Source organism: Streptomyces sp. GLSS-08 (assembly GCF_056387915.1).
Genome location: NZ_JBWJAQ010000012.1, coordinates 1 through 12861 on the forward strand (window position 1 = coordinate 1; position 12861 = coordinate 12861).

At 72.5% G+C, this 12861-nt stretch carries 11 protein-coding genes; 2 read left to right on the forward strand and 9 right to left on the reverse strand.

Going from position 1 to position 12861, the window contains the following annotated elements:
• Positions 1-724 precede the first annotated feature (724 nt).
• Entirely contained in the window at positions 725-1726 is a 1002-nt protein-coding gene (gene trpS / locus AC0ZLC_RS21680) for a tryptophan--tRNA ligase (protein ID WP_476753604.1), read from the forward strand.
• Between the two features lie 59 nt (positions 1727-1785).
• Here trpS and proC read toward each other — a convergent pair whose 3' ends face one another.
• From proC to AC0ZLC_RS21710, 6 genes are all read right to left on the reverse strand, one after another.
• Complete coding sequence (proC, locus tag AC0ZLC_RS21685; RefSeq protein WP_476753605.1) at positions 1786-2595, reverse strand: pyrroline-5-carboxylate reductase; 810 nt, start codon at positions 2593-2595, stop codon at positions 1786-1788.
• Between the two features lie 142 nt (positions 2596-2737).
• Complete coding sequence (locus tag AC0ZLC_RS21690; protein WP_476753606.1) at positions 2738-3532, reverse strand: ABC transporter permease; 795 nt, start codon at positions 3530-3532, stop codon at positions 2738-2740.
• Complete coding sequence (locus AC0ZLC_RS21695; RefSeq protein ID WP_476753607.1) at positions 3529-4416, reverse strand: ABC transporter ATP-binding protein; 888 nt, start codon at positions 4414-4416, stop codon at positions 3529-3531. The genes AC0ZLC_RS21690 and AC0ZLC_RS21695 overlap by 4 nt, the downstream gene beginning before the upstream one ends.
• Positions 4417-4570: 154 nt before the next feature.
• A complete protein-coding gene (locus AC0ZLC_RS21700) occupies positions 4571-5389 on the reverse strand; it encodes a class I SAM-dependent methyltransferase (protein ID WP_476753608.1) in 819 nt (272 codons plus the stop codon).
• Positions 5390-5594: 205 nt separating this feature from the next.
• Positions 5595-6080, reverse strand: a complete 486-nt coding sequence (locus AC0ZLC_RS21705; RefSeq protein WP_476753609.1) for an EamA/RhaT family transporter — start codon at positions 6078-6080, stop codon at positions 5595-5597.
• 54 nt (positions 6081-6134) lie between these two features.
• Positions 6135-6521: an SH3 domain-containing protein gene (locus tag AC0ZLC_RS21710; RefSeq protein ID WP_476753610.1), complete on the reverse strand. Its 387-nt coding sequence runs from the start codon at positions 6519-6521 to the stop codon at positions 6135-6137.
• A gap of 197 nt (positions 6522-6718) precedes the next feature.
• On the opposite strand from AC0ZLC_RS21710, the gene AC0ZLC_RS21715 reads away from it, so the two are divergent.
• Positions 6719-8962, forward strand: a complete 2244-nt coding sequence (locus tag AC0ZLC_RS21715) for a serine/threonine-protein kinase (RefSeq protein WP_476753611.1) — start codon at positions 6719-6721, stop codon at positions 8960-8962.
• Positions 8963-9368: 406 nt separating this feature from the next.
• Here the strand turns inward: AC0ZLC_RS21715 and ilvD are convergent, their stop codons facing one another.
• The 3 genes from ilvD to AC0ZLC_RS21730 all read right to left on the reverse strand — a co-directional run bounded on the left by ilvD (position 9369) and on the right by AC0ZLC_RS21730 (position 12832).
• Positions 9369-11222 carry a dihydroxy-acid dehydratase gene (ilvD, locus tag AC0ZLC_RS21720; protein ID WP_476753612.1) on the reverse strand — a complete coding sequence of 618 codons (1854 nt, stop codon included), beginning with the start codon at positions 11220-11222 and terminating at the stop codon, positions 9369-9371.
• 168 nt (positions 11223-11390) lie between these two features.
• A complete protein-coding gene (locus tag AC0ZLC_RS21725) occupies positions 11391-12011 on the reverse strand; it encodes a TetR/AcrR family transcriptional regulator (RefSeq protein WP_476753613.1) in 621 nt (206 codons plus the stop codon).
• Complete coding sequence (locus tag AC0ZLC_RS21730; RefSeq protein WP_476753614.1) at positions 12008-12832, reverse strand: sugar phosphate isomerase/epimerase family protein; 825 nt, start codon at positions 12830-12832, stop codon at positions 12008-12010. Before AC0ZLC_RS21730 ends, AC0ZLC_RS21725 begins: the two co-directional genes overlap by 4 nt.
• Between the last annotated feature and the right edge of the window lie 29 nt (positions 12833-12861).

Genomic DNA, 12861 nt, shown 5'->3' on the forward strand with positions numbered 1-12861 from the left:
CAAAGGAACCTCGTCCCAGCTGATGCTGGAGACGGGGTATCAACATATCTGGCGTTGATTTTTGGCACGCTGTTGAGTTCTCAAGGAACGGACGCTTCCTTTGTACTCACCCTCTCGGGCTTTCCTCCGGGCGCTTCCCTTCGGTCTTGCGTTTCCGACTCTATCAGACCGTTTCCGGCTCCGATTTCCTCGGTGCTTTCCAGGTTTCCGCTTTCGCGTTTCCCTTTCCGGCGGTTCCGACTCTACCAGATCCTCTCGGGCCTGATTCCCAGTCAGGGGGCTTGTCTTCCCGGCTTTTTGGCCGTTCCGACGAGTGAGACTTTAGCGGAATCTCGGCCCCCGAGCTAATCGGGTCGGCGTCCTTTCGAACGCGGATTCCTCATTTCGCAAGCACGCATGAAAACGACGCGACGACTGAACGTCGTTCGTTGGATGCTTGCTGCGGAATGGCCGTCCGGGGACCGACCGGAGTCGGCGCTCACGTCGGACAGCCCGGAGAACATTACGTACGGGGCAGGGGCGTGTCAACTCCATCCCTGGGGCGCCCCGGAGGCGTACTCTCGGCCCATGACTACGCATGCGTGCACCCAGCAGTGGTGGGCCGCCTGAGGGCGGCCGTGCTCACGTATGCATCCAACGGCCGCCGCCTCGGCGGCCGTTTTTTGCGTCTCCCTCCGGGAGGACCGGCCGGCGGTCGCGGCGGCCCCGAGCAGGAGGTGGAGAGATGACGCGGATCTTCAGCGGGGTCAAGCCGACCGGGCATCTGACGCTGGGCAACTACTTGGGGGCCGTACGGCGGTGGGCCGAGGTCGACCAGCACCGGGCCGACGCCCTCTTCTGCATCGTGGATCTGCACGCGCTGACCGTGGACCACGATCCGGCCCGGGTGCGCAGGCTCAGCAGGCAGGCGGCCACGCTGCTGCTGGCGTCGGGGCTGGATCCGGAGCTGTGCACGGTGTTCGTACAGAGTCAGGTGGACGAGCACACGCGGCTGTCGTACCTGCTGGAGTGCGTCGCGACCGACGGGGAGATGCGGCGGATGATCCAGTACAAGGAAAAGGCCGCCCGGGAGCGGGAACGCGGCGGGAGTGTGCGCCTGTCGCTGCTGACGTATCCCGTACTGATGGCGGCGGACATCCTGGCGTACGGGACGGACGAGGTGCCGGTCGGGGACGACCAGACCCAGCACGTCGAACTCACGCGGGATCTCGCGGTGCGCTTCAACCAGCGGTACGGGCACACCTTCGTGGTGCCGCGGGCCACCCGGCCCGAGGTCGCGGCGCGGGTGATGAACCTGCAGGAGCCGACGTCGAAGATGGGCAAGAGCGACGACGTCGGGCCGGGGGTCGTGTATCTGCTCGACGAGCCGGACACCGTACGCAGGAAGGTGATGCGGGCGGTCACGGACAGCGCGCAGGACGTGGCGTACGACCCGGAGAAGCGGCCCGGGGTCTCCAATCTGCTGGAGATCCTCGCGAGCTGCACGGGTGGTGACCCGGAGGCGTTGAGTGGGTCGTACACGTCGTACGGGGCGCTGAAGAGGGACACCGCAGAGGCCGTGGTCGAACTGCTGAGGCCCGTCCAGGAGAGGCACAAGGAGTTGTGCGCGGACCCCGCCCATGTGGCGGGGGTGCTGCGGCGGGGTGCGGAGCGGGCGAGAGAGCTGGGGCGGCCGACGGTCGACGCGGCGTACCGGGCGATCGGGTTGCTGCCTGCGGGCGGTTGACCGGCGACGGGCAGGGGTCCGGAGCCGGGGGTGGTGCGCCCCCGGCTCCGGGGCCGGGGTCAGCTGTTGCCGGAGGCCAGTGCGCGGCTGCGGTCGCGGGCGGCTTCCAGCGCGGCGATGAGGGCCGCGCGCACGCCGTGGTTCTCCAGCTCGCGGATGGCGTTGATCGTGGTGCCCGCGGGGGAGGTGACGTTCTCGCGGAGCTTCACGGGGTGCTCGCCGCTGTCGCGGAGCATCACGGCGGCGCCGATCGCGGACTGGACGATGAGGTCGTGGGCCTTGTCGCGGGGCAGGCCGAGCAGGATGCCCGCGTCCGTCATGGCTTCGACCAGGTAGAAGAAGTACGCCGGTCCCGAGCCGGAGAGCGCGGTGCAGGCGTCCTGCTGGGACTCGGGGACGCGGAGCGTCTTGCCGACGGCGCCGAAGATCTCCTCGGCGTGGGCGAGGTGCTCGGCGGTGGCATGGCTGCCCGCGGAGATGACGGACATGGCCTCGTCGACGAGCGCGGGGGTGTTCGTCATGACGCGGACGACGGGAGTGCCCTCGGCGAGCCGCTCCTCGAAGTAGGAGGTCGGGATGCCCGCGGCGCCGCTGATGACGAGGCGGCCGACGGGGACGTGCGGGGCGAGCTCGTCGAGGAGGGTGCCCATGTCCTGGGGCTTGACCGTGAGGATCAGGGTGTCGGCGGTCCTGGCGGCCTCGATGTTGCCGACCGGGGTGACTCCGTGGCGCTGGTGGAGTTCCTCGGCGCGCTCGGGGCGGCGGGCGGTCACCAGCAGGTCGGCAGGGGCCCAGCCGGCGCGGATCATGCCGCTGAGCAGGGCCTCGCCGATCTTGCCGGTACCGAGGACTGCGACTTTCTGGCTCATGTGCGGGTGCCCTCCGGGGGTGCGTCGTCCGGTGTCCATCCTCGCACCCGGGGTGCCGGGAGGGCCGTGCTGTCCGCTGGACGGGACGGGGGCCGTCCGGCCGGCACCTCCCGGGTCGTGCGGCCGCGGCGGGTGGCGGCTTTCAGTTCGTGCGCCTGCGGAGCGTGGCCGCGCCGAGCGTCAGGACCAGGAGGGCGCAGCCCGCGACGATCAGGGCGTCGCGGACGAAGGCGGCCGTCAAGTCGGGGTGCGTGAGGACCTCGTTCATGCCGTCGACGGCGTACGACATGGGGAGGACGTCGGAGATCGCTTCGAGGACGGGGTGCATGTCGGAGCGCGGGGCGAACAGGCCGCAGAGGAGGAGCTGGGGGAAGATCACGGCCGGCATGAACTGGACCGCCTGGAACTCCGAGGCCGCGAAGGCGGAGACGAAGAGGCCGAGGGCAGTGCCGAGCAGCGCGTCGAGCAGGGCGACCAGCAGGAGCAGCCAGGGCGAGCCGGTGACGTCCAGTCCGAGGATCCGGACCGCGAGCCCGGTGGCGAGTGCGGACTGGACGATGGCGAGGGCACCGAAGGCGAGGGCGTAGCCGGCGATGAGGTCGCCCTTGCCCAGGGGCATGGCGAGGAGGCGTTCGAGGGTGCCGGAGGTGCGTTCGCGCAGGGTGGCGATGGAGGTGACCAGGAACATCGTGATGAGCGGGAAGATTCCGAGCAGCGAGGCGCCGACGGAGTCGAAGGTGCGCGGGTCGGCGTCGAACACGTAGCGCAGCAGCAGGAGCATCACGCACGGGACGAGGATCATCAGCGCGATGGTGCGCGGGTCGTGGCGGAGCTGGCGCAGTACGCGGGTCGCGGTCGCGGTGGTGCGGGAGAGGTTGACGGCGCTCGGGCGGGCCGCCGGGTCCGTGCCCGGGCGGGTGGCCGTGGTGGTGCTCATCGGGCGGTCTCCTTGCCGGACCGGTCGTCGTTCGCGGCCGGGGTGCCGGTGGCGGGCGGGGTGCCTGCGGGGGTGCACCGGCCGGCGGCGACGGCCTCGTCGACCAGGTGGAGGAAGGCGGCTTCGACGGTGTCGGAGCCGGTGCGCTCGCGAAGGGCGTCGGGGGTGTCTCCCCCGGCCTCCGGCCGGGAGGTGCCCCCGGCGAGGATCCTGCCCTCGCGCATCAGGAGCAGCCGGTGGCAGCGCTCGGCCTCGTCCATGACGTGTGATGAGACGAGGAGGGTGGCGCCGCGGTCGGCGGCGATGGAGTGGAAGAGGCTCCACAGGTCGCGGCGCAGGACGGGGTCCAGGCCGACGGTGGGCTCGTCGAGGACGAGGAGTTCGGGGGTGCCGAGGAGGGCGACGGCGAGGGAGACGCGGCTGCGCTGGCCGCCGGAGAGGTTGCCCGCGAGGGAGTCGGCGTGTGCGGTGAGGTCGACGTCGGCGATGGCCCGGGTGACGTGCTCGTGGCGTCGGTCGGCGGCCGGCCGGCCGGGGTCGAGGATCGCGGCGAAGTAGTCGAGGTTCTGGCGGACGGACAGGTCGTCGTAGACGGAGGGGGCCTGGGTGACGTAACCGATGCGGGAGCGCAGGGCGGCGTCGCCGGCGGGGCGGCCGAGGACTTCGAGGGTGCCGGTCACCCCGGCCTGGGTGCCGACGGTCGCGCGCATCAGGGTGGACTTGCCGCAGCCCGAGGGGCCGAGCAGGCCGGTGATCTGTCCACGGGGTACGGCGAAGTCGAGTCCGCGCAGGACCTGACGGGTGCCGCGTACGACGGTGAGGCCTGCGGCGCGGACGGCGGGGGGCGCGGTGGGGTCGGGCGGCCGCCGATTTATATTCACCATGTGATGATTATTGCGGGCCGGAGTGCTCGCTCGTCAAGGCCTGGGACCGCCGTGCCGCAGACGCCGCGCTGACCACACGGGGTGGACGCGCGGCCTGGTCGTGGCGGTGTGGTGGGGGGGGTGGGCCGGGGGCCGGTGGGGCCGTCGGCCGGGGTCACGAGCGGGTGGCGACGATCAGCATGACGTCGTAGACCTCCTCGACCAGTCCGTCCGGGAAGACCTCCAGGAGGTGGGTGCGCTCCTCGGCGAGGAAGGCCGACGTCCCCTCCTCGCCGAGGACCAGGAAGAGCGAGTGGCTGCCGATGTTGGCGAGGTGGGTGTCGAGGGGGACCGTGCGGCTCCAGCGGATCCGGCGGTGTGCGAAGTCGGGGACGTGCGGGGCGCCGGTGAAGGCCAGCTCGGCGCGGGGGCCGCCGCCGCTCTTCTTGCCGATGCCCGCCCCGAAGCGGCGTTCCACCCGGCCCGCCTGGGCGGCGATCCACGGGACGTCCTGGGCGTCCATGTTCCACCACAGGGCGAGGACGCCGCCCGGACGCAGCACCCGCATCGCCTCCGGGACCGAGCGGGCCGGGTCGGTCCAGTGCCAGGCCTGGGCGTAGGTGAGGAGGTCGGCGCGGGCGGCGGCGAGCGGGAGCGCGTTGCCGTCGCCGCGGACCAACGGGACGCCGGGGAGGGTGCGGCGGAATTCGGCCGCCATGCCCTCGCCGGGCTCGACGGCGAGCACGTCCGCGCCCCTCGCGCGCAGCAGCGCGGTCGCGATGCCGGTGCCGGCGCCGACGTCGACGACGCGGGCGCCGGCGAGGGGGCGGCCCGCCAGGTCTTCGAGGGCGTCGAGGAGGGCGGGCGGGTAGGAGGGGCGGTTCGCGGCGTACTGGGCGGCGGCGGCGTTGAAGGAGTGGGCCCGGGTGTGGTGGGAGGAGGGGTGGGCTGTGGGGTTCGAGTCGTGGTCCGAGTCGCGTGTGGGGGCGGCCATACGGTCATGGTGGCCGGGGCGGGACGGGAGGGGCAGGTGATTTCGTGCCGACCGGTGGTGCGCCGACGGGTTTCCGCCCCCTCCGTCCCTTCCCGTCCCGGGGGCCTCGCCCCCCGGGCCCCGCGTCGCCCACGGACTCGCCCTCGGACGCCGGACGGGCCGAAGTGCGCGCGCGCCGGCCGCTTCCCGGACGGGCTGCGGGGCGCTAGCCGTGCCGCTTCCTGGACGGGTTGCGGGTGCGGCGCTCCATGCGGCGTTCGTACTGGGTGCGGGCCGCCTCGTACTCCTCGCGGTGGAGCCTCTCGCCCGGGGCCTCGGAGAGGGAGCGGAAGAAGTAGGCGAAGAGGGAGCCGATGAAGCCTACGGCGAGGAGTCCGCGGAGCGAGGCCTGCCGGTCGGGGTCGGGGCGCTCGGCGAAGGTCTCCCACGTGTGGCGGAAGGCGAGCGCGCTGCACACCGCGAACATCACGACGACCAACAGCGTGACGGCCCGGCCGACATCCGCGATCGCCAGGCCCTGGTAGGCGAAGCGCAGGACGAAGCAGGCGGCGGCCGCGGCGGCGAGGGAGCCGGCGGCCACACCAACCCGGCGGGCCGCGTAGCCGCCGTCGTGCTCCACCCACGTCGTGCCGAAGAAACGGATGGGCTCGGGCTGGGGGCCCGCGGGGGTACCGGTCTCGTCGCTGCTCACGCGACGATTATCGCCCCCGCGATCCGGTCCCCCGCGAACCCCGCGCACCGGCGTTCAGCCGCAGCGCGGCGCGACGTAGCCGTCGCTGCCCGTCTTCACGTACGCGTCCGAGACGTACTCGCCGCTCGCGATGTTGTCCCAGATGCTCGTCGTCCCGTACGGGCCGCTGATCGTCTCGCCCGGGCGCTGGCAGAAGATCGCCACGCTCGAGCCCTCGGGCAGGACCCGGACGATGCGGTACGAGGTGCCGGGACCGCTGCGGACGTTGACCGTCCGGCCCGGTGCGATCGCGTAGTACTGCAGCGCCGCTTCCGCCGTGCTCGCGGCCGCCGTCGTGACCACGGCCTTTGCCGCGGTGCTCTCGGTTTCCGTTCTCTCGGTTTCCGTTCTCTCGGTTTCCGTTCTCTCGGTCGCGGTGCTCCCGATGCGGTCAACAGCCATGAAGGCCTCCCCCGTTGAATCTGACTGGATGAATCTGACTGGATGTCGCGTCCGTCCTGCGGACGACCGTCGACATCACGCCAAGCACAGTTGTTCGCCTGTCGCACGCGGAGGCTAGCAAGCCGCCTCTGTCTCGCACGAAGCATCGACTAGGCTCCGTGCGTCGCGCGCGGACGAACAGCACGGGGGTGGGTTCCATGGCGCCACAGCCGAACGCCGGAGCGGATGCGGAAGCGGAACTTCCCGAGTACGCCGGCCGGTACCGCCTGGAGGATCGCCTCGGATCCGGCGGGATGGGCGTCGTCCATCTCGCCCGCAGCGAATCCGGGCTGCGCCTCGCGGTGAAGGTCGTACACGCGGAACTCGCCAGGGACCCCGAGTTCAGGGGGCGGTTCCGGCAGGAGATCGCCGCCGCGCGCCGGGTGAGCGGCGCGTTCACCGCGCCTGTCGTCGACGCCGACCCCGACAGCGGACGTCCGTGGATGGCCACGCTGTTCATCCCCGCGCCGACCCTCGCCGAGCATGTGAAGCGGAACGGGCCCATGGCCACCGGTCAGTTGCGCCGCCTGATGGCCGGACTCGCCGAGGCGCTGCGGGACATCCACCGGGTGGGGGTCGTCCACCGCGACCTCAAGCCCAGCAACGTCCTGCTCGCCGAGGACGGCCCCAAGGTCATCGACTTCGGCATCTCACGGCCGTCGGACAGCGAACTGCACACCGAGACGGGAAAGTTGATCGGCACGCCGCCCTTCATGGCGCCCGAGCAGTTCCGGCGTCCGCGGGAGGTGGGTCCTGCCGCGGACATCTTCGCCCTGGGGTCGGTGATGGTGCACGCGGCCACGGGCCGCGGCCCCTTCGACTCCGACAGCCCGTACGTCGTCGCGTACCAGGTCGTGCACGACGAGCCGGACCTGACCGGTGTGCCGGAGAACCTCGCGCCGTTCGTCAAGCGCTGTCTGGCCAAGGAGCCGGAGGACAGGCCCACCCCCGACGAGCTGATGCAGGAACTGCGCTCGGTGGCCGCCTCCTACGACACCCAGGCGTTCATACCGGCACAGCGGGCGGCCCTGCCTTCCGGTCCCGTGGACGCGGCCCGCGAGGGTGGCTGGGGCGGCAGTGACGGTGACGGGCGAGGAGGGCGGGGCGACGGCGGTCGGGAGGAGGGCGCGTCCGGCGGCAGTGGCCGGGGGGCGGGCGCGGTGCGCGGCTCCGCGGGGCGGCTGCGTAACCGGGTGCTCCTCGCCGTCGGAGCGCTCGCCCTGGTCGTGGGCGGTGGACTGGCCTCGACCCAGTTGGTCTTCCAGGACCGCGGCGCTCCCCGCGGTGACCGGCCGCAGCCCGCGTCGACGGTCGTCAGCACCTGGGACACCCGGCCGGCGTCCGACCCGGCGGGCTCCACCGGCACCGACGGCTCCCCCGGGGGGCATTCCTCCGGAGAGGCCTTCGGGACGCCGCAGTGCGCGTACGCGGCGGACAAGCTGTTCTGCGCGCAGCCCGGGCTGGTCTCCGCGCTGAATCCGGCCGACGGCACGGTGCTGTGGCGGCACACGTCCACCGAGCGGGCCGGCCCGGTCCCGTCGCCGGTCGTCTCCGGCGGCCTGGTGCACGTCGTGACCCACGAGGGGCGGCGGCTCGAGGCGCTCGACCCGGCCACGGGCCGGACGCGCTGGAAGCTGGACCTCTCGGCGTACGGCGGTGTCGGGCACGCGGGCGGCACCGTGCTGCTCACCGATGCCGACGGGACCGTCACGGGCGTCGACGGCGCCTCCGGCCACAAGCGCTGGCGCCACCGGCTGTCCGGGCACCTCTCACCGGCCGTCGCCGCCTTCCCCGGCGGCGGGCCCGCGTACGCCACGAGCCTGACGGCCGACGGGTCCGGTACGCACGTCACCGCGGTGGACCCCGGGACCGGGGCGGTGCGCTGGGACACCCGGCTGGCGGGGCGGCTGACCCCGGCCGGCACCCGGCACGGCGCCCTGGTCCTCACCGCCGACGACCTGAACGGTGAGACGAACGCCCTGGTCAGGTACGACCCGCGCACTGAGACATCGCGCCGGGTCGCTCTCCCGGTGGCGCTCCCGCAGGCCCAGGCCACCGTCCGCGGGGACACCGTCCATCTGCTGGCCACCGGTGGCGGGATGGTCGCCGTCGACCTGGACACGCTCAAACAGCGGTGGCGGCTGGAGACGTCGGCCAGCCGGGGCTCGGCACCCGTCGCCGACGCCCGGCACGTGTACTTCACCTCGGCCGACGGGCGGCTGCTCGCCGTGGACAGCCGCGTGGGCCGGCTCGTCGGCCAGACCTCGATCCGGCTCGGCGCCCGGTCCGACCGGGTCGTGGCGCAGCTCCCGGCGCCCTCGGTGGCGGGCGGACGCGTGTACGCGAGCGCGCCCGACGGAACGGTGTTCGCGGTGGCGGGGAACGACCCGGCGGGGTGGTGAGCGGGACGCCCGGGGTGAGCCGGGACGTGCCCGGGCCGGGAGCCGGGCGGGCGCGGGCCGGGAGCCGGGCGGGCGCGGACCGAGATGTGTCGGCGCCGGGAGCCCGGCGGGCGCGGACCCACGTGTGTCCGGGGCAGGGAGCTCGGCAGGCGATGCCGAGGTGTGTCCCGGCCGGGAGCCCGGCGGGCCCGGGTCGAGACGGGTCCGGACCGGGAACCCGGCGGGCCCGGGCCGAGACGGGTCCGGACCGGGAACCCGGCGGGCGCGAACCGGGGGATGTCGGGGCGGTGGGCTGTGGGGTGGTGGCTCGCGCCGTCCGGGGGGGTGGGAGCCGTGAAGGGGCCGCTCCCCCGAGGAGCGGCCCCTTCACGTGGACCCGGTGCCGAACGTCACCCGGGTGCGGGCGTCAGCCCAGCTTCGAGACGTCCCGGACCGCGCCCTTGTCCGCGCTCGTCGCCATCGCCGCGTAGGCGCGCAGCGCGGCGGAGACCTTCCGGTCGCGGCCCACCGGCGCGTACACACCGTTCAGCGCCGCGCGGCGGGCCGCCAGGTCGGCGTCGGAGACCAGCAGTTCGATCGAGCGGTTCGGGATGTCGATCCGGATGCGGTCACCGTCCTCGACGAGGGCGATGGTGCCGCCGGACGCCGCCTCGGGCGAGGCGTGACCGATCGACAGACCCGAGGTGCCGCCGGAGAAGCGGCCGTCGGTGATCAGGGCGCAGGTCTTGCCGAGGCCACGGCCCTTGAGGAAGGACGTCGGGTAGAGCATCTCCTGCATGCCCGGGCCGCCCTTGGGGCCCTCGTAGCGGATGACGACCACGTCGCCGTCCCTGATCTGCTTGTTCAGGATCTTCTCGACGGCCTGCTCCTGCGACTCGCAGACGACCGCCGGGCCCTCGAAGGTCCAGATGGACTCGTCGACGCCGGCCGTCTTCACGACACAGCCGTCCACGGCCAGGTTGCCCTTGAGGACCGCCAGGCCGCCGTCCTTGGAGTACGCGTGCTCCGCGGAGCGGATGCAGCCGTTCTCGGCGTCCTCGTCGAGGGCCTCCCAGCGCTCGGACTGGGAGAAGGCCTCGGAGGAGCGGACGCAGCCGGGGGCCGCGTGCCACAGCTCGACGGCCTTCGGGGACGGGGAGCCGCCGCGCACGTCCCACGTCTTCAGCCAGTCCGACAGTGACGGGCTGTGCACCGAGTGCACGTCCTCGTTCAGCAGGCCGGCCCGGTGCAGCTCGCCCAGCAGGGCCGGGATGCCGCCCGCACGGTGCACGTCCTCCATGTAGTACGTACGGTCCTTGGCGACGTTCGGCGCGACCTTGGCGAGGCAGGGGACCCGGCGCGAGACCGCGTTGATCTCCTCCAGGCCGAAGGGGACGCCCGCCTCCTGGGCCGCGGCCAGCAGGTGCAGGATCGTGTTGGTCGAACCGCCCATCGCGATGTCCAGCGCCATGGCGTTCTCGAAGGCGGCGAGGGTGGCGACGTTGCGCGGGAGGACCGACTCGTCGTCCTGCTCGTAGTAGCGGCGCGTGACGTCCATGACCGTGCGCGCGGCGTCCTCGTACAGCCCCTTGCGGGCGGTGTGCGTGGCGAGGACCGAGCCGTTGCCCGGCAGCGACAGGCCGATGGCCTCGGTGAGGCAGTTCATCGAGTTGGCGGTGAACATGCCGGAACAGGAGCCGCAGGTCGGACAGGCGTTCTCCTCGATACGGAGGATGTCCTCGTCCGAGATCTTGTCGTTCACCGCGTCGGAGATCGCGTCGACCAGGTCGAGCGTGCGAACCGTGCCGTCGACGAGGGTGGCGCGGCCGGACTCCATCGGGCCGCCGGAGACGAAGACCGTCGGGATGTTCAGCCGCAGGGCGGCCATCAGCATGCCCGGGGTGATCTTGTCGCAGTTCGAGATGCAGATCAGGGCGTCGGCGCAGTGGGCCTCCACCATGTACTCGACGCTGTCCGCGATCAGGTCGCGCGAGGGCAGGGAGTACAGCATGCCGCCGTGCCCCATCGCGATGCCGTCGTCGACCGCGATGGTGTTGAACTCGCGCGGGATGCCCCCGGCCGCCGTGATGGCCTCGCTCACGATCCGGCCGACCGGCTGGAGGTGGGTGTGGCCCGGCACGAACTCGGTGAACGAGTTGGCGACCGCGATGATCGGCTTCCGGCCGATGTCCGCGCCCGGTACACCGGAGGCGCGCATAAGGGCGCGTGCGCCCGCCATGTTGCGGCCGTGGGTGACTGTGCGGGACCTCAGCTGGGGCATCGTCGCTCGCTCCTTCGGAGAGTAATGACTGTCGTCGAGCCTACGCCGGTGCTCCAGGATCCGGACGGGGTGTCCGGAATGCGGGATGCGTGTCTCGGGTGGCGGTTCCCGGTTCGGGGCAGCGGGTGCAGGGGGCCGGCCGGGGGTGGGGGGCCGGTCCGGGATGCGTCAGGGGCTGGTGAGGTGGGCCTGGACGACCGGGGCGATCCGGGCGATGACCTGTTCCGGGTCCGCCGAGGCGAGCGGCTCCACCTTGATCACGTAGCGCAGCATCGCGACGCCGACCAGCTGCGCCGCCGCCAGCTCGGCGCGCAGCTCCGGGTCCGGGACGTCCAGCTGGCGGGCTATGCGGCGCATCAGCTGGGCGGTGATCAGGCGGCGGAAGACGGCCGCCGCGGTCTCGTTGTTCACCGCGGAACGGACGATCGCGAGCAGGGGCGCACGGGTCGCCGGGTTCTCCCAGACGCCGAGGACGAAGCGGGTGAGGCGTTCCCCGACGCCCTCCGGGGGGCCGTCCTCGACGGCGTTCGGGGCGTCCAGGGCGGGGGCGAAGGCGACCTCGACGGCCGCTTCGAAGACCTGTTCCTTCGTGCCGAAGTAGTGGTGCACCAGCGCGGAGTCCACGCCCGCCGTCCTGGCGATGCCCCGTACGGACGTCTTCTCGTAGCCCCGCGCGCTGAACTCCTCCCGGGCCGCGGCGAGGATGACCTCCCGGGTGGCCGGGGAGCCCGCCGTCTCCGTACGGGACGGGCGCCCGCGGCGGCGGGGGGCGGGGGCCGCCGCGGTCACGACCGGGGGACCCGGACGGACGAGGCGAGATGGAGCCGGGTGAAGGCGAGGGCCTCGGCGAGGTCTGCCTCGCGCTCCGCACTGGACATCGCGCGGCGGGTGTTGACCTCTATGACGACGTGGCCGTCGAAGCCGGTCGTCGCGAGGCGCTCCAGCACCTCGGCGCAGGGCTGGGTGCCGCGGCCCGGGACGAGGTGCTCGTCCTTGCTGGAGCCGTTGCCGTCCGCGAGGTGGACGTGGCCGAGACGGTCGCCCATGCGGTCGATCATCCCCACGGCGTCCGTGCGGGCCGTCGCGGTGTGGCTGAGGTCGATGGTGAAGTGACGGTAGTCCTCCTTCGTCACGTCCCAGTCGGGTGCGTAGGCGAGCATCTCGCGGTCGCGGTAGCGCCAGGGGTACATGTTCTCGACCGCGAACCGGACGTCCGTCTCGCCGGCCATCCGCCAGATGCCGTCGACGAAGTCCCGGGCGTACTGGCGCTGCCAGCGGAACGGGGGGTGTACGACGACGGTGCCGGCGCCGAGTTTCTCCGCGGCGGCCTGGGCGCGCTGGAGCTTGGTCCACGGGTCGGTGGACCACACGCGCTGCGTGATCAGGAGGCAGGGGGCGTGGACCGCGAGGATCGGCATCCGGTGGTAGTCGCTGAGTCTGCGCAGGGCCTCGATGTCCTGACTGACCGGGTCGGTCCAGACCATGACCTCGACGCCGTCGTAGCCGAGGCGCGCGGCGATCTCGAAGGCCGTCGCCGTCGACTCCGGATACACGGAGGCCGTGGACAGCGCGACCTTCGCATCCGGGATGCGCACCACTGGTTCTGCCACGAGGGACAGAGTACGGGGCGGGTGTCTGG